Origin of the sequence: Micromonospora sp. NPDC005553, from assembly GCF_042871765.1 — a bacterium.
GTDB lineage: Bacteria > Actinomycetota > Actinomycetes > Mycobacteriales > Micromonosporaceae > Micromonospora.
On the sequence record NZ_JBIAJD010000006.1, the window covers coordinates 318,987 to 335,674 of the forward strand.

Here is a 16,688-nt window from a genome sequence, read left to right on the forward strand (position 1 = left end):
CGCGAGGCCGCCATGGCGAGCGGTCGGAACGGCGGCACGTCGGACCGGCCCGCATGGGCGGTGCCGTTGCTCGCCGGCGCCGGCGGGGCCCTGGCCGTCGGGCTCGTGGTGCTGGTGGTGTTTGTGCTCGGGCGTCGTAGAGGCAGCTACTAGGAGGTCCACGGTTGCCCGGTCCCATCCCCGCATTGGGCCGTCTTTGGGCGGGGCCTCGCCTCGTCTGGGTTGCTGCTGGCGTTGTCGGTCTACTGGTGGCGGTCGTCGTAGCGATTGACTGGCCACCGTCGGACGGCGGCCGGCCCACCGCCGCCTGGTCGGCGCCGGAGTTCGACGACGCGCAGCGACCAGTGACGCCAATCGACGACACCGCCTGCTCCGCCAATGCCGGCGGCATGGCTGGTTTCCTCCCAGTTAGTGCCATCGACCTGCCCGAACGGGGGGACGGGCGGCCCCCGGCCCTCGTCTTCGACAAATCCTCGACCATCACCGGCGGATTCGACCGGGTCGGCTACTGCCTCGAACTGGACCGCCCACCCGGCCGACAGTGGGTATGGACGGCAATGGCGCCCTTCACCGACGACGTCCACCGGCTGGGCCTGCCCGACCGATCCGACCCGATCGTCCGGCAGCGCGTCGCCGACCTGGAAGTCGCTACGAACGTCCCCGGGCTTACCACCGGGACCGGTCTCACCGGCTATCTGGAGATATGGCCCAACAGCTATCGTCCTTTCGCCTCCCGCCAGATCCCCGCCGCCTCGACTCAGCAGTACGACGCCGACGACGATCCCCAGGTCGCAGACTTCTATGGCTCATTCCAGGTGCATCGTGTGGCCGCAGACCGACCAGCCGCCGAGGTGCCACAGACGATCCTGGCCGTCAACGGCTTCACCCAACCGGGTCGGCCGCTCTCCCTCGGCATCGGATCGGCGCCGACCGGTAACTCCGACTGGACCTTCGCCGACAACGCAGGTGCGCTCGGGCAGCGGCGCCTGACCGTGTATGCCCGCCCAGCCCTCCTCGCCGTCGATCAACATCCAGCGGACCGGCAGTTGTACCAGCGAGATGAAGCAGGCGGCGCGACGGTGCTGGTGGCCGGACGGGCCGCGGACCCGCGGGCCGCCGCAGTGCGCATCAAGGTCGTCAGCGGTTCCGAAGCCTGGGAGGAAAGCACGGTGGTTCGTCCCGGTGGCGCGTTCTCACTCCGCCACCGGATCTCCGCAGCGCTGCGCGCGTACCGATTCGACCTCTACGTGCTGGGCGACGGTGTGCATCGTCGCGTCGCCCGGTGGGAGGGTGTCGTGGCCGGCGACGTGTACGTGATTCAAGGCCAGTCGAACGCGGTGGCGGCTGCCTACCGCGGATCCTCAGGGGAGGAGGAACACGAGTTCATTCGCAGTTTCGGCTCGTCGACTCCGGAACCGGACTTCTCAGCGGCCGATCGGAGCTGGAACTACGCGGTCTCTGACGTCATCCAGCAACCCGGGTCGGTGGGTCAGTGGGGGATCCGGACAGCACGGCGGCTCGTGGACACCTACCAGGTGCCGGTGGCCATCCTCAACGGTGGCTTCGCCGGAAAGACCGTGTCGTACTTCCAACGTAGCGACGTTGACCCCGGAGACGTACGTACCAACTACGGTCGGCTGCGCCAGCGTCTCCTTGCCGCAGGGCTGTTCGGCCAGATCCGGGCGGTCTTCTGGTACCACGGCGAGGCTGACCGGAACGACGCCGCTGGGCACATGGCCGGTGTCACGAACCTGCTGCGTAACTGGCGTGCCGAGCTGGGGACGGACAGCCGCTACTACGTGTTCCAGGTACGGACGTCGCCCTGCGATGACAGCTCGCCTGGCCCGCTCCGAGAGGCCCAGCGGCGGATGGCGGACACGCTCGGGGTGACAGTGCTGTCCACCAGCGGCCTCACTGGCCGAGAAAACTGCCACTTCGCATGGGAGAAGGGTTACCGGGAACTCGGTGACCAGGTCTTCGCGACGGTGGCTCGTGATCTCTACGGGGGTGCGGCCGCTGGTGTAGCGGCGCCGAACCCCCGGTCGGCGGCATTCGTCGACGGCCGCACCCGGGTCGTCATCCAGCTCCGCGACAACGACAAGCTCACTGTCAACCCCGGGGCCGCGGCCGACTTTCGGATCACCCGCAGCGGGGTCTCGGTCAGTGGCGTGGAGTACCGCGACGGTGGCCAGTTGGAGCTGACGCTCACCGGCCCCGCGTTCCCCACGAGCGGCGTCAGCTATCTGGGCCGGACCGCGCCGGGGATCGTCACGGGTATCGGGGCCGGACTGCTGGCCTTCCAGGACCTGCCGATCGTTGATGGCTAGCTGCCGGGCATGGCGGCTGGGGTCGTCAGCGCCTTGGCGAGCGAGGGTCGCAGAGCTGCCGTCAACAGCGGCGCGAGGCTGCGGGCGTACTCGCTGGTGATGTGTGAGGCGTCCCGCCGCACGACCACACCGTTCACGAACGCGGGACAACGATCGTCAGGGGCGCAGAACCACGACCGGGTCGATACGTACGCGGATCCCGGTTCGCTCCACACGCGTTCGTCGGCCTCCGCGTACGACCGCCACAGCGCCTGGATTTTCGCCACGCAGTCCTTCGGGCTGGAGAAGCGGGTGGCACAAGCGGTCGGGTTCATCGCCGGAGGCGGGGGCTGAAGGGCAACCACTTCGCCAGCGGGTGAGAGCCACTCCCTGGCCTTCCTGGCCGATGCCTCCCAGATGGTTAGCGAGGGCTTCCCGCCCTCTGCCTGCAGCCGCTGCGCGTAGGTGTTGGTCACGATGACCAGCGCCGGCTTCACGTCGGCGATGAACGAGCGCACGATCTCCTTGTGGGCCGGGCAGGCCCGGGTAATGCTGTCGTCGTCGGCGATGGTCGTCGTCGACAGCAGCGGGCAGCCGACGTAGGTCATCGGGTGGACCGTCCAGCCCTGAGGCTCCAGCGCAGCCCGGATGGCCGGCAGCCACGCGATGGCGGTCGAGTCGCCGACCACCACGGCAAGGCGTTGCGGATCGACGTTGACAGCTGAACAGTCCCGACCGCGCGGTGTGGCCGGTCCGCAACCCTGGGAGTCCTCCCGGGCGAAGCCCTGCCGACCCACCTCGGACAGGGCGGGGGTGACTGGCGGCCACTCCTTCGCCCGCAACGCCTCCTCGACTGCGGCGGCCAGTGCGGTCTCGCTCGTGAAGGCGGCCGGATTCGGTGCGGGCGGCCGGGATCCGGGCCCGAAGGCGACTACGGTGACCAGGACCAAGCCCGCAGTGAGGGCGGCGACCGGTGCGCCCCACAGGAGACCACGCACCCGGGACCGGGGGCGGCCCGGTTCCCGCGGCTTGCTGTCCAGCCACGAGGAGCGCCGGATCGGGTCCTCCAAGAGGTGGTACGAGGCGACGGACAACAACGCGGTGCCGGCGAGCACGACGAGTTGCGTCTTGCTGCTCTCTGCCGGCAGCACCGCGCCGATCAGAACGATCAGTGGGAAGTGCCACAGGTAGAGGGAGTAGGAGATATCGCCGACATACCGTGACGCGGGATTCGTGAGCGGGAGCATTCGCGGCGCGCCGCCGGCACCGCCTGCCACCACCAGGACCGCGGCGAGCACCGGCAGCGCCGCACCCGGGACGGGGAATGGCGTCTGGGGGCCCACGAGGAAGAGCGAGGCGACCAGACCCCCGAGGCCAACCCACTGCATGGCGAGCCGTACCCGGGCCGGTAGGGCCGCCCACCGGTGTGCCGTCAGCGCGATGAGCCCACCCACCGCCAGTTCCCAGGCGCGGGAGAAGGTCGAGTAGTACGCGTCGGTGGGGGCATGTCCTGTCTGCCACAGGCCGAAGGCGACTGAGGCGAGGGCTAGCACCGCCATGATGCCGCCGAGCACCCACCGTGCCTTCGGTTGCGTCCAGCGGAGCCGTTGTGCGGTGAAGCCGAGAACCAGTGTGATCAGGACCGGCCAGACGAAGTAGAACTGCTCCTCGACCGAAAGCGACCAGTAGTGCCGTAGCGGCGACACGGGCCCATCCGCCTGGAAGTAGTCGGTGCCGGCGGCGGCGAAGCGCCAGTTGGCCGAGAAGAGGGCAGCGGCCAGGGCATCCCAGGCTGTCGACCGCAGGCGCTCGCCGATGAACAGCAGGGAGGCCGCGAGGTAGGTGGTGACAAGGACCAGCAGCGCCAGCGGAAGGATCCGCCGGATCCGTCGTCGATAGAAGTCCGTGAAGGAGATCCTGCCGGTCCGTTGGTGTTCCTTGAGCAGGAGGCCGCTGATGAGAAACCCGGAGATGACAAAGAAGACGTCGACTCCGACGAAGCCGCCAGCCGGCCAGTGGAAGACGTGATCGGCGATCACCACGACGACGGCGAAGGCCCGGAGCCCTTGGATATCCGGACGGAAACTGGAAACCGCAACCGGCGTACCAACTGTCGTGGACGTCCCGGGGTTGGCCGGTGCTGCCGCGGTGGCGTGATGCCGTCCCGTCAGCCACCTGAGGCTGGCGAATGGGCCGGGCCGGTCTACCAGGTCCACCGGTCCGGGCGACTGGGCGCGGGCCGGGGTCGCGGACACCGAGGCGGTCAGCATCAGCAGCATGGCGATCCAGGTCAGCCCGTCAGCCGACAGCGGGTTCCACACGACTTCGGTGAACGAGTAGATGACAAAGAGGACGAGCGGGGTCTTTGCTGAGAAGGCCCGCCCGTCGACGACTGGTCGGTGCAGCAATGCAGCCAACCAGAGGCCCCACAATGTCAGCGCGACGAAGCCCCCGGAGAAGATGGCCAAGACGTAGCCGGAGTGGAAGAAGTGGTGAGGCGCGTCGCCGATGTCCCGGAGGTAGTACCACTTCGAGACCCCGACGCCGGTCACCTCCGACCCTGCGATGTATTCGCGAACGTGGACCCAGATGTTGCCACGGTTGCTCAGGGTGGTCTTGGACGCGCTCCAGGTCAGGTAGGTGGCCGCTCCCACGGCGCCGACGACCAAGGCAACGCAGAACGCGAAGTTGATCTGTGCGTACGCTCGCCGCCGCTCGAGGAACGACGCGCCGAGCAGCCATCCGCCTACCGCTGCGAGGGCCAGGAAACTGGTCCGGGATCCGGTGGCAATGATGATCAGCAGGCAGAACGCCACAGCGGCCCACCGCTCCCAGCGACGCAGGCCGCAGACGGCCGCCACCGCCGTGAACGAGGCGATCATGGCAACGTAGTTCTCAGAGTCGTAGAAACTCTTGAACAGTGCCCCGGCCAGCGAACACTTCTCCAACTGCCCGCCGGTGCAGGTTCGCCACGACTGCTCGTACAGCGCGGTCGGGATGGCCAGCAGTGCCAGGACCGCCAGCCCCGTGTAGGCCACCGCCCGGACGCTCACTGCGGTGCGGGCAGCCATCAACCAGACGGCGAGCAGCACTAGCGCGGCCGCCGAGTAAGCCGGCAACCGAGAACCGTAGAAGCCGTCTCCGGTGAGGGCGTCGACGCCGGCAGACCAGGCGAGCAGCGCGCCGGCCATCGCGATCGAGATCCGCAGCCACACATCGGAAGGTCCGCGCAGAACCGCCCGGCCGGTGAGCACCAGCCAGGCCAGCAGCGTGATCAGCAGTACGCCGATCAGCGCCGAGCTCTTGTCGCCGACGAGCGCGGGCGCCGCGTTGGTGAGCACGGCGAACCCGACCAGAGCGACAGCGGTCGCACCGTCGCCAAAGGCGGCGGCGATGTTCCGCGGGACTCGGACCAACCACAGGGCTACCGCGATGCCACCGACGGTCAGTAGGACACCGAAGATGGTGGTCACGTCAGACCCTTTCTCGGTCAGCTGCCGATGCCGCCTCAGCATCGGCGTCGCGGTGCGGGTCGCGTCGCAGGGCAGCGACGAGGCACCCCCACAGCAGGACGGCGAGCAGAGCGTCGCACACCAGACTCGACACCACCGCACCCTGCCACCCGTACGCCGGAATCAGCCAGACGTTCAGGCCGGCATTGACCACGCCGACCGCAATCTGGGCCACAGTCCGGCGTCCCTGCATACGGGCACCGGACAGGGTATCGGCGGCGAGGTAATGGATTGCCTTCAGCACCAGCAGTGCACTCAGGCCCTGCAGAGCGAGGGTGGCGGCCTCGTACTCGGGGCCGAAGACCACTGGCATCATCCAGGCGAACGCGACGAGAAGAAGCGATGCCGGCACGCTGAACGCCAGGTAGCGCGGCAGCAGCTTGCGGGTGAGCCGCAGTGCGGCTCGAGGGCCGTTGCGCCCCGCCTCAAAGAAGTTGGGGTACGCGACAGCCGCCATCGACCGGGCGGGCGTGTACGCGAAGTCGACGACGCGGTACGCCGCGGCGTAGATGGCCGCGCTCTCCGTGGTGCCCAGCTTGGAGAGCATCACCTTGTCGAGATCGTTGTACACGGTCTGGGCGGACAGACCCACGGCGAACAGCATGCCGGTCCGCGCCTGCGCCAACGATCCCCGGACTTCCAGGGGAGTCCGACCTGACCCGCGTAGGCCACCCAGGACCACTGCCACGCACACCACCGTCGACAGCAGCACCGAGGTCACGGCCCAGGCGTGCAGGGTGACCGGTCCGGCCGCCGCAGCCAGCACGATGACCCCGACCAACCGGGAGACCTGTAGCAACGCGGGGATGACGGAGGCCAGCAGAATCCGGCCCCGGGCCTGGACTGAGGCGGCCACCGCCTCGATGAGGCGCCAGGCCACCAGGTCGGCGAAGGCCAGACAGAACAGGTCGATCAGGCTCGCCTGCGCGCCCCAGATCAGCGCGCCCGCCGCAGCGACGAGCACTGTCGCGCCAGCCCCGAACACCACCGACAGCAGCAGCCCTCGGGCCAGGTGACGGGCCCACTCGGCAGGCGCGTCGGCGTGGCTCTGGAAGATCAGGCTCGGTGCGCCGGCCGACGCGAAGGGCGAGATGACCGCCACCAAGGCCGTGATGCCGACGAAGAGGCCATACGTGTCGATGGGCATCTCCCGCGCCAGCAGCACGAAGAGTGCTCCCTGGGCGAGAGTCCGCAGCAGGGTTCCCACGAAGAACCTGCCGGACTTGCGCAGGAAGGCGTCACCCCGGCGAGGCGCCCGGTGACGTGGCGACGCGCTCCGGTCCGGCTCGCCCACGAGGTCGACTGCTCCTTGGGCGAGGGTCATCGTCGTACCGCCTCCACCCACTGTCGGCTGATCCCGGCCGGATCGAAGGCGGCCGAGCGGGCGTGCCAGGCCTTCTCGAACTCCACCGGACCGGGCCGGCCGAAACCCGTCAGGTGCCTGATCGCCTCGGCGAGGGCGGTCGAGGTCGGGGCCGTCGTCAGCACGCCGGGCACCAGGTCCGGCACCATCTCGTCGACGGCGGACACGGGCATCGCGGCGACGGGCAGCCCCACTTCGGCTGCCTCCACGAGGCTGAATCCGAAGGTCTCCGCCAGTGACGGGTGGACGAGCAGGTCGGCGTCGGTCAGCAGCCCACGGACGTCAGGGATCCGACCGAGAAAGGTCACCCGATCCGCCAGGCCGCGCTCGCGCGCCCGGGTCTCCAGCAGTGTCCGCTCCTCGCCGTCTCCGGCAAGGGTCAGGTGGTAGGAGGTGGGCAGTTCCGCGAGCGCGTCGATGGCGCACAGGTGGTTCTTCAGGGGGCGGAGCGCGCCGGTGGTGACCAGCCGGATCCTCCTTGGATCGGCGATCGGCCGGGGCGGGACGAACGGCGCGGTCGGCACCGGGTTGGGGATCGTGACGACGCGCGACCCGGAGTGGAGACTGCGTACCGTCCGGGCGACGCCGTCGGACACGGCCACGACGAGCCGTGGCCGGAGGGCACCGAACCCGGAAGCACGGGCGAGCATCCGTACCCGACGGTCGGCCCGCATTCGCTCGGGCAGCAGCGAGTGCTCCCATGCGATGAAGGTCCGAGATGAGCCAGCCAGAGCCGCCCCGACGGGCACGCTGCCCCACAACCCGCTGGCGACGACCTCCACGTCCGGGGGCAGGCTCCGCAGCCTGCGGCGCAGCGGGGGTACGGCCTCCACCAGCCGGGTGAGCCGCGACCCGAGGTCCAGGGTGTCGATACGGAGATCGTCGAGCCCGTGCGGAACTCCCCGGGACAGAACGGTCGCGGACACCTCCACGCCGTGACGTGCGAGCCCGCGCATCACCAGGACTGCGGCGCGCTCCATGCCGTAGTACGGCTCGAGCTGCGGCAGTACGAAGTGCAGACGCATCAGTGTGGCCGTTCGGTCTCAAGCGGTCGAGTGGGGCTGCTGGGGGCCTTCGACTTGCGCATGGCGACCCGTTCCAGGGTCGACCTGGGTACGAGCCCGAGCGCCGCCAGCACCGCGTTCCGGGCGGACGGAGGCGAGTTGCGGCGGATCGCCCGCACCATCTCCCGCACGCCCTCCCGGTCCCGGGCCTGGAGAGCGTAGCGGAGGGTCTGGGCCGCGATGAAGTCCGAGAAGGTCCCCGGTGCCCACACTCCCTCCCAGCGCTGGGCCCAGTGCCACGAGGTACGCCAGTCGGCGCCGGCCGAGATCGACCCGGGGCTGCCCACCGTGTAGACGGCCGTCGCCTCCTCCACCTGGACGATCTTCACGCGCGGCAGCCGGGCGACCCGGACCAGCCAGTCCCAGTCCTGGTGTCGGGGGAGCGTCTCGTCCCAGCGGCACTCGGTCGCCAACTCGTACGTGGTCAGGAGCGTCGACGTGGGCAACGACTGCCGGCCGATGCCGAGGTGACGGCGGCGGAACAGGTAGTCCTCCGGCAGCATGCCGTCGGGGATCACCTCGGCGGGTGCCGGTGTCGGCAGCGGCTCCGCGCCGTCCTTGCGTTGCAGGATCCGGGACGACACGACAGGGCGGAACCCGGCCGCCGCGACCCGCTCGAGCGCGGGAACCTGTGCCGCCAGCTTGGTCGGCAGCCAGGTGTCGTCGTCGTCGAGGAACGCGACGTGGCTGCCCGGGATGGCGTGGGTGACTCCGAGGTTGCGGGCGTACGACCCGCGCCGGCCGCCGCCGGTGCAGACCACCCGGTCGATGTGCTGCCCCAGGTTCCGCACCGTCTGCGGCACCTCCGGGGTGTCACAGACGACCACGATGTGTACGGATGTGCCCTGCTGCGATCGGGCGGAGAGCACCGCGTCGGCGATGCTGGGGCGGCCGGTGGTGGGGATCACGACGGATACGTTCGGCATTGCGTTCTCCATGCGTTGGGGTACGACCTGCACACGGCCGCCGGGCACGGCCGTGGCCGTACCCGGCGGTGTGCCGGTGCGTGGGCGGATCAGCGGCCGCCGGCGCGGAACACCTCGGTCACCGTACGGAGCACCACCTTGACGTCGAGCCAGAGGGACCAGTTCTCGATGTAGAAGTTGTCGAAGCGGGCCCGGTCGGAGATCGGGGTGTCGCCGCGCAACCCGCTGACCTGCGCCAGACCGGTGAGCCCGACCGGAACGCGGTGGCGCATCGCGTACTGGGGGTATTCGGCCGAGAACTTCTCGACGAAGTAGGGGCGCTCGGGTCGGGGGCCGACCACGCTCATGTCGCCACGGAGGATGTTCCAGAGCTGCGGCAGCTCGTCGAGGGAGGTCCTGCGCATGATCCGACCGATCGGCCCGACCCGCCGGTCGTTGGCGATGGACCAGTTGGTCTGCGACTCGTGCTCGTCGACGGGGCGCATGGACCGGAACTTGATGATGTTGAAAGGTCGGCCGAACCGACCGATGCGCTCCTGGTAGAAGAAGATGCCGGGGCCGCCGTCGATGAGCGTGGCGACAGCGCAGATGAGGAGCACCGGGCTCAGCAGGAGCAGCGCCACCGAGGCGAACGCGATGTCCGACGCGCGCTTGAGCGCGGACTGCGGGCCGGAGAGGGTGATGTCGCCGATGCTGACGACCGGGACCGCGCCGATGTGGTCGCCGTGCGAACGGGACCCCCAGAGGGGGGTGGCCGCCCACAGGTCGCACTCCGCCGTCCGTGGCCGGGCCAGGATCTCCATGAGTGAGGTCTCGGAGCAGCTCGCGTCCGCGACGATCACCACGTCGCACTCGCGCAGCCGTACGAGGCTGTCGAGGTCGTCGAGGGATCCGATCAGCGGCAGCGCCGACGGGCCGTCCGGGGTGTCGACACAACCCACGAAGCGCAGGCCGTACTGGGGGTAGCGGCGCAGGAGCCGGGCGAGTTCCACGGCGGTGGGGCCACTGCCGACGATGATGGTGTTGTGCTCGACCCACCGGCGCTTGCGGGCGATGATGGCGAATTCGCGGGTGAAGGCCCGGCCGAGGATGACCAGCCCTGCCGACGCGGCGACACCGCGGGTGAAGCTGAAGACGTACTCGGCGGATTCGTGACGCATCGCCGCGACGATGGCGACCGCGGACGCCGCGGCCAGCAGACGCCCGCAGAGGCTCGGCACCTCGTCGAGGAAGCTCACGTGCCGTCGTGCCCGGTAGAGGCCGCCGCTGGCAAAGACGATCACGGTCAGGACCGTCATGGCCAGGGTGCCGCGCCAGTACTGCTGAGTGACGAGCAACGGCGTCAGCAGTGCCAGGACGTCGACCGGCGCGGTCATCATCCAGGCCCGCAGCCACCGGGTCCGGGTCGAGGCGCGCGAGCCGGCGTACGGCAGGACGGCGGTCGTGTCCAGGCCGGCGCGAGGCTCGTGCTGTTCAGGTGCGGGTGCGGGTGCGGGTGCCGGGGCCGGCGAGGTCGAGCGCCGGTCGGCGGGAGCAGGGAAGGCCGGGGTCTGGTGGCCGGCAGGCTGGTAACCGGGAGGTTGGTAGCCGGCAGGCTGGTAACCGGGGAACTGGTAGGCGGGAGGGCTACTCCCGCCGCGACTCCCTTCGTCGTCCCCCTCACCGTCGCCCGGGGCGTCGGTGGCGTTGCCGGCCCGGTCATCGGCCGGCACCGGTCGATGCCACATAGCGGGCTGATTGGACATTGTGGACCTCCCCGTGAGGGCCGGCTGACCTGGCCGGTCCGTAATTCGAGACAAGGCGGCGGACGGCAACGGCCACCGGCCCAGGGGTTACTTGGCGCTGGCGAGAATCTCGTCGACGGAGTCCCGGCGCACGGCATCGTAGAAGGTCTTTGCCTTCTCGGTGTTCGCGAAGACGACGCTTTCGCTGCCCACTCGACCGGTGCCCTTCGTCGGGCTTGTGACGAAGGTGAGGTTACGACCACGGAGGCTCCGCAGGTCTGTCGCCATGCTGACGAGCGACATCTTCTCGTCCACCGCCACGGCGCTCGAGGTCGCCTTGACGAAGGAGTTGAGCCGCCCAGGGTTGGTGACGATGCCGCCGGACACGGCCTTGTCGAGGATGGCCTTGATGACCTGCTGCTGGTGACGGATGCGGGCGAAGTCGCCGTCAGCGAACTGTTTGCGCTGGCGGGAGTAGTCCAGGGCCGTCTCGCCGTCCATCCGCTGCACGCCCTGCTCGAACTTGCGGAACGGCGGGTGGATCGACGTGAACGACTTCTCCGCGTTGATGTCGACGCCGTCCAGGGCGTCGATGATTTCCTTGAAGCCAGCGAAGTCGACAATCATGACGTGGTCGATTCGCACCGTCGTGAACGATTCGACTGTTTGCACCATCAGCGGAATGCCACCCCAGGCGTACGCTGCGTTGATCTTCGCATCGCGGCCGCCGTGCCCCCCGTTCTTGGCCTTCGGCACGTTCACCCAGGTGTCCCGAGGGATCGAGACGAGTTGCGCGCTGGCCCGGTCCTTCGGGATGTGCGCGACGATGATGGTGTCCGTGCGCGAACCGCCAGTGCTCTCCGGGTCGCGGGAATCGCTGCCCAGGATCAGGATGTTCATCGCGCCGTCGGCCACCGCCTGCGGGCGCCCCTCCTCGGGAACGTCGGCGAAGGCATCCACCCGGTCGATGTCCTTCTCGACCGAGCGGAGATAGAGGGCGCCACCGATCATGCTGCCGCCGCCCAGGATCGCTGCGACTACCAGGCAGATGACGAGGACGCGACGCCAGCGAGGGCCACGACGTCGCCGCTTGCCCCCGGCCGGGACATCCTCCTGCGGATCGGCTGCGTGTGGGTCGAAGAATTCGGTGTCGGCATCGGTGTACCGCTGAGCACCAGACATGCCGGCGATGCTACTGATTGCATGCGCCTGACGTGCACCCTCGTCCTTTCGGCTATCGCACGCCCGCCGACCGGTGCGGCGAACCCGACCCTGCGTTCGGACGGACTGCCGGTAACGCCGGCCCGGGAACCTTTTCCAGGCCCTATTCTGCTGCCCCTGCGGGCAGGTGAAGGCAACGTGAACATCGGCTTTCGCGAGGACGCTCCCGTCGCCGCCCGAACCCTGCTACAACGGCACTTGTGGATCGAATCAAGCTCCGACGGGCCGTCGCGCGCACTCCACTCGCCCCGATCGCCGCCTTTCCCAAGAGGCTTCGCACTGTCGCACGGCACGACGCGAAGATGCTGCGCCGCTCGGCGCGCTGGCTGCTGACCTCCCGCGAGCACCACAACTACACGTACGACCTCACCTCGTTGAGCCGCAACCACCTCGCCTGGTTCGTCAGCGTGGTCTGCGACATCCCGGTCAGACAGGTACGCGCGTACCTCGGCGAGATCGAGTCGGACGACGGCCTGCGCCAACACCTCCTGGCGGCGATAGCCGCCTCCGACCGGCGCCGCCTCGCCGACAAGGAGATCCGCTACGCCCGGCGGATCGGCTGGTACGCCATCGTCCGTGCCACCCGCCCCACCCACGTCGTCGAGACCGGCGTCGACAAGGGACTCGGCAGCGTCGTCCTGGCGTCCGCCCTGCTGCGCAACGCGCAGGAAGGGCACCCGGGCCGCGTCACCTCCCTGGACATCAACCCCGAGGCCGGCTACCTCGCCCGGGTCGCGCCGTGGTCGGAGGTCGTCGACCTGGTGATCGGCGACTCGATCGCCTCGATCGGCGCGTTGGACCGCCCGGTCGACCTGTTCCTGCACGACAGCGACCACAGCCGTGCCCACGAGAAGCGTGAGTTCGACGCCGTGGAACCCAGGCTCGCACCCGGCGCGATCCTGCTCACCGACAACGTCACCAGCACCAACGTGCTCGCTGAGTACGCCGAACGCACCGGCCGGCGGTTCCTCGCCTACCGGGAGACCCCGGCCAACCACTGGTACCCGGGCGACGGGATCGGCGTGGCATGGTAGCCGGGTGCGGCTGACCTCGATTCACACGTACCCCGTCAAGGGCTGTCACCGGCTCGACCACGACGGCGCGTTCGTGCACCGGTGGGGTCTGGCCGGCGACCGGCGTTGGATGCTCGTGGACGCCGACGGGGTCGGCGTCACCCAGCGGGACACGACCCGGCTCGTCAGCCTGCGCGCCTCCGTGCACCCCGGGGGTCTGTCACTGCGCGCCGACGGGCACCCCGACCTCGACGTGCCCGAGCCGGCCGGCGGCGAACCGGTCCCGGTCCGTACCTTCCGCAGCCGCACCTTCCCGGTCCCCGCGCTGCCGGCCGGCCACGCGGCCGACGACTGGCTCGGCGCCCTGCTAGGCCGACCGGTCCGACTGGTCTGGCTGGCCCAGCCGACCCGCCACCTGGCCGCCGGGACCCGCGAACACGACACCGGTGACCAGGTCAGCTTCGCCGACGCCTACCCGGTGCTGCTGGCCAACGCCACCTCCCTCGACGCCCTCAACGACTGGCTGGCCGAGGCGGGGGAGGAACCAGTACCGATGACCCGCTTCCGACCCAACCTGGTCGTCAGCGGTGCGCCGGCCTGGGCCGAGGACGACTGGGTGGGTCGGCGGCTGCGCATCGGCGACCGGACGTTCCAGGCCGCCGGGCCGTGCGACCGCTGCGTGGTGACCACCACCGACCAGGAGACCGGGGTACGCACCAGGGAGCCGCTGCGCACCCTCGGGCGGCACCGCAACGTCAAGCAGAAACTCCTCTTCGGACTGAACCTGGTGCCGCTCGACAGCGGACCGCTGGCTGTGGACGCCCCGGTGGTTCTCGCGCCCTGACCGGGAGCCGACCAGCAACCGGCACCCCACGGTCACCGTCCGTCGATGCTGTCTTAGCTTTGGCTTAGCCCGCTTGTCCGTACCCGACCGGGTCCGGCAGCATCGCCGTCGTGACGGACGGAAGCGCTGTCGACATCAACATCGACCTGGACCATCCTCCAGAGGACCGGCCCGCGCCGTCGTCCGGCGCGAAACCCTGGCTGGTAGCCACCGGCGTCACAGTCCTCGCGGCGACGCTCGGGCTCACCCTCGCCCTGCGATCCGGCTCCACCCCGGCCTGCGCCGCCGGCCGGACGCTGGCCGCCGCGCCACCCACCGGCAACGCCACGCACACCGGCAAGGCCACCTTCTACGACTCCAAGGGCGCCGGCGGCAACTGCTCGAACCCGGCTGCCCCCGCCAACCGGCTCTACGTCGCGCTCGGACCGACGGAATACTCCGCCGGTGCCGCCTGCGGCGGATTCCTCGACGTCGTCGGCCCCAAGGGCACCGTCCGGGTGCTCATCATGGACCAGTGCCCGGAGTGCGAGCCCGGCCACCTCGACCTGTCCCGCGAGGCGTTCGCCCGGATCGCCGACCCCGTCCAGGGCCTCGTTCCGGTGACCTACCGCGCGGTGGTCAACCCGCCGCTGCCCGGACCACTCAGCTTCCGGATCAAGGAGGGCGCGTCGCAGTGGTGGTTCGCCGTCCGCGTCGGCAACCACGGCAACCCGCTGCGGTCCGTCGAGGTCCGGCAGCGCGACAGCGACCCCTGGCAGTCGGCCGCCCGGCAGGACTACAACTACTGGCTGATCGCCTCCGGCGCCGGGCCGGGCCCGTTCACCGTCCGGGTCACCGACGTGTACGGCAACCGGGTCACCGCCGGCGGCATCCGAATGGCACCGGGCCAGGTGCAGAACAGCACGATCCGGATGTACGGACCCGGTGCCGGTGCCGCCACCCGCCGTCCGTCCGCGTCGACCCGTCCGCCAAGCAGCCGACCCGCCGTCACGCCGACGCCGACCCGTCGCTCGGTCGAGGTGGCGAGGACGAGCGCTCCGGCCACCGACGCGCCGACCACCAGTTCGGCCCGGGCCAACGCCCGGTGGTGCGAGGGCTGACCGCTCAGCCGGCCACCGTCAGATCGAGCCACATCAGGATCTCGTCCCGGTCGTCATCGGGGGCCACCCGCAACGCACCCGGAAGCCGGCCGACCTCCCGGTACCCGAGGCGACCGTAGAACTTGTCCAACCCCAGCCCGTCGCGCACCGTGACGTGCAGTGCCTCGTGGCCCAACGCCCTGCCCAGTCGCTCGGCCTCCACCATCAGCGCCGAGCCGTAGCCGGCGCCCTGGGTGTCCGGGTGGACCATCACCCGCTTCACTGTGCACCAGTGCGCCGTGAGCGGAAAACGGTTGTCACTGAAGATCAGCATTGCCGCCAGCCGGTCCCCGGAGTAGCCGACCAACAGCTGGTCCGGTCCGTCGGCGATGCCGGCGAAGGTCGGATCGGCGGTGACGTGCACGTCGGCGGCGGTGACAGGTGGTACGAAGCCGACCGCCCCGCCCGCGTTGCTGACGTCCACCCAGAGGTCGACGATCTCGGCGCGTAGCTGCGGGGTCAGGTCAGGATCAAGGACGAAGCGCAGACTCACGCTCGCCATCCTGACCCAACGACCAGGGCCACGACCCGCGGCAGTGACGCGCCCGACAACCGTGCGCGGGTATGTGATCGGTGTTGCCTGTGCGGGAGAGGGGATTCGAACCCCCACATCCTTCCGGATACAGGTTCCTAAGACCTGCGCGGCTGCCGTTACGCCACTCCCGCCAACTCCCTGAGTCTAGAGTGTCTGGCTGCGACGGTGTTGAGCCCGGCCTCCTTGAGAATGGTCGAGATCGTGCCGTGACCAACTCTGCATCCCCCACGGGGCAAATCGCGAAGGATGCCGGACAGCCGCTTCGGCCCGACATCCGGGTGCTCCAGCGCCTGTTCTATTACCGCCTCACGATGAGCCCTCGAACGCCAACCACGGTTCGGACGTGGTCTCAACACCCCGTCCTGCTCCAGTCTTCGCCGAATCTTGTGCAGATACGCCGGGGTCCAGCCCAACTGTCGTGCTGCCGCCGTGGCCGTCACCTGTTGGGCATCGACCCGGCCGCACACGTCGACAATTTCTTGGCGAGTGGCCGGTCGGCGTTCGGAGCCGGACTCGCGTTCCTCTCCATCGGTCGGCGTCGCGACGATGGGAAGTTCAGAAGAACGGTTCCGGCGGCCGGCGTAGGTGTCGGTCTGGCTGTGGCAGTTCGGGCAGAGAATTCGCAGGTTCGGCGGCCGGTTGTCGAGGAAATCCCCGTTGATGTGGTCGACGTGCAGGATGAGCGAAGCGCCCCGCCACGCCGGCCCTATCCCGCACCCCTCGCACTCCTCCAGCACGCCGATCGTGCCCAGCGCCCACTTCAACCGCGCGCCTGGCGTCCGCCGGGACCCGTCGGGCAGCACGACCAGGAGCTGCGAGGAGGTGATGCGCCGTTCGCCACGTCGCCCCTTGTTGTGTGCCTGCCTCGTGAAGTGCGACGTGTCGATGCCGAACCGCTTGAGCTGTCGGCTGATGTGCGCGTGTGAGCCACCACTGACCCGAACGCCGAGCAACCGCATCACCTCGGTGATGTTGCGGGCGACGGCGGCAGCGGCGGCCAGTGCTTCCGGTGTGTACTTGTATCGGACCACTGACGGAACG

12 protein-coding genes and 1 tRNA gene are annotated in these 16,688 nt (G+C 69.5%); 4 read left to right on the forward strand and 9 right to left on the reverse strand.

The window, feature by feature from the left end:
- Positions 1-248 precede the first annotated feature (248 nt).
- The gene (locus tag ACFYPG_RS25340; protein ID WP_387354096.1) at positions 249-2,327 is read left to right on the forward strand and encodes a sialate O-acetylesterase; all 2,079 of its coding nucleotides are present in this window, start codon (positions 249-251) and stop codon (positions 2,325-2,327) included.
- Here the strand turns inward: ACFYPG_RS25340 and ACFYPG_RS25345 are convergent.
- The 6 genes from ACFYPG_RS25345 to ACFYPG_RS25370 form a co-directional block, all read right to left on the reverse strand.
- Positions 2,324-5,779: an acyltransferase family protein gene (locus tag ACFYPG_RS25345; RefSeq protein ID WP_387354097.1), complete on the reverse strand. Its 3,456-nt coding sequence runs from the start codon at positions 5,777-5,779 to the stop codon at positions 2,324-2,326. The genes ACFYPG_RS25340 and ACFYPG_RS25345 overlap by 4 nt on opposite strands.
- A 1-nt stretch (position 5,780) precedes the next feature.
- Positions 5,781-7,112, reverse strand: a complete 1,332-nt coding sequence (locus ACFYPG_RS25350) for a polysaccharide biosynthesis C-terminal domain-containing protein (RefSeq protein ID WP_355005428.1) — start codon at positions 7,110-7,112, stop codon at positions 5,781-5,783.
- A 26-nt stretch (positions 7,113-7,138) separates the two neighbouring features.
- Positions 7,139-8,206: a glycosyltransferase gene (locus ACFYPG_RS25355; protein WP_355005427.1), complete on the reverse strand. Its 1,068-nt coding sequence runs from the start codon at positions 8,204-8,206 to the stop codon at positions 7,139-7,141.
- Positions 8,206-9,171 (reverse strand): glycosyltransferase family A protein, encoded by a 966-nt coding sequence (locus tag ACFYPG_RS25360; RefSeq protein ID WP_355005426.1) that lies wholly within the window; start codon positions 9,169-9,171, stop codon positions 8,206-8,208. Before ACFYPG_RS25360 ends, ACFYPG_RS25355 begins: the two co-directional genes overlap by 1 nt.
- 89 nt (positions 9,172-9,260) lie before the next feature.
- Complete coding sequence (locus ACFYPG_RS25365) at positions 9,261-10,916, reverse strand: sugar transferase (RefSeq protein WP_387354098.1); 1,656 nt, start codon at positions 10,914-10,916, stop codon at positions 9,261-9,263.
- 87 nt (positions 10,917-11,003) lie between these two features.
- Positions 11,004-11,906, reverse strand: a complete 903-nt coding sequence (locus ACFYPG_RS25370) for an LCP family protein (protein ID WP_238684410.1) — start codon at positions 11,904-11,906, stop codon at positions 11,004-11,006.
- A 410-nt stretch (positions 11,907-12,316) separates the two neighbouring features.
- Here ACFYPG_RS25370 and ACFYPG_RS25375 point away from each other — a divergent pair, with 410 nt between their 5' ends.
- The 3 genes from ACFYPG_RS25375 to ACFYPG_RS25385 all read left to right on the forward strand — a co-directional run bounded on the left by ACFYPG_RS25375 (position 12,317) and on the right by ACFYPG_RS25385 (position 15,073).
- Positions 12,317-13,150 carry an O-methyltransferase gene (locus ACFYPG_RS25375; protein WP_387354099.1) on the forward strand — a complete coding sequence of 278 codons (834 nt, stop codon included), beginning with the start codon at positions 12,317-12,319 and terminating at the stop codon, positions 13,148-13,150.
- 4 nt (positions 13,151-13,154) lie between these two features.
- The gene (locus tag ACFYPG_RS25380) at positions 13,155-13,973 is read left to right on the forward strand and encodes an MOSC domain-containing protein (protein ID WP_387354100.1); all 819 of its coding nucleotides are present in this window, start codon (positions 13,155-13,157) and stop codon (positions 13,971-13,973) included.
- A gap of 110 nt (positions 13,974-14,083) precedes the next feature.
- Complete coding sequence (locus tag ACFYPG_RS25385; RefSeq protein WP_387354101.1) at positions 14,084-15,073, forward strand: expansin EXLX1 family cellulose-binding protein; 990 nt, start codon at positions 14,084-14,086, stop codon at positions 15,071-15,073.
- Positions 15,074-15,077: 4 nt separating this feature from the next.
- Here the strand turns inward: ACFYPG_RS25385 and ACFYPG_RS25390 are convergent, their stop codons facing one another.
- From ACFYPG_RS25390 to ACFYPG_RS25400, 3 genes are all read right to left on the reverse strand, one after another.
- Positions 15,078-15,605 carry a GNAT family N-acetyltransferase gene (locus ACFYPG_RS25390; protein WP_355005420.1) on the reverse strand — a complete coding sequence of 176 codons (528 nt, stop codon included), beginning with the start codon at positions 15,603-15,605 and terminating at the stop codon, positions 15,078-15,080.
- Positions 15,606-15,695: 90 nt separating this feature from the next.
- Positions 15,696-15,778, reverse strand: a tRNA-Leu gene (locus tag ACFYPG_RS25395).
- Positions 15,764-16,609, reverse strand: a complete 846-nt coding sequence (locus ACFYPG_RS25400; RefSeq protein ID WP_355005419.1) for a hypothetical protein — start codon at positions 16,607-16,609, stop codon at positions 15,764-15,766. Before ACFYPG_RS25400 ends, ACFYPG_RS25395 begins: the two co-directional genes overlap by 15 nt.
- Positions 16,610-16,688 lie beyond the last annotated feature (79 nt).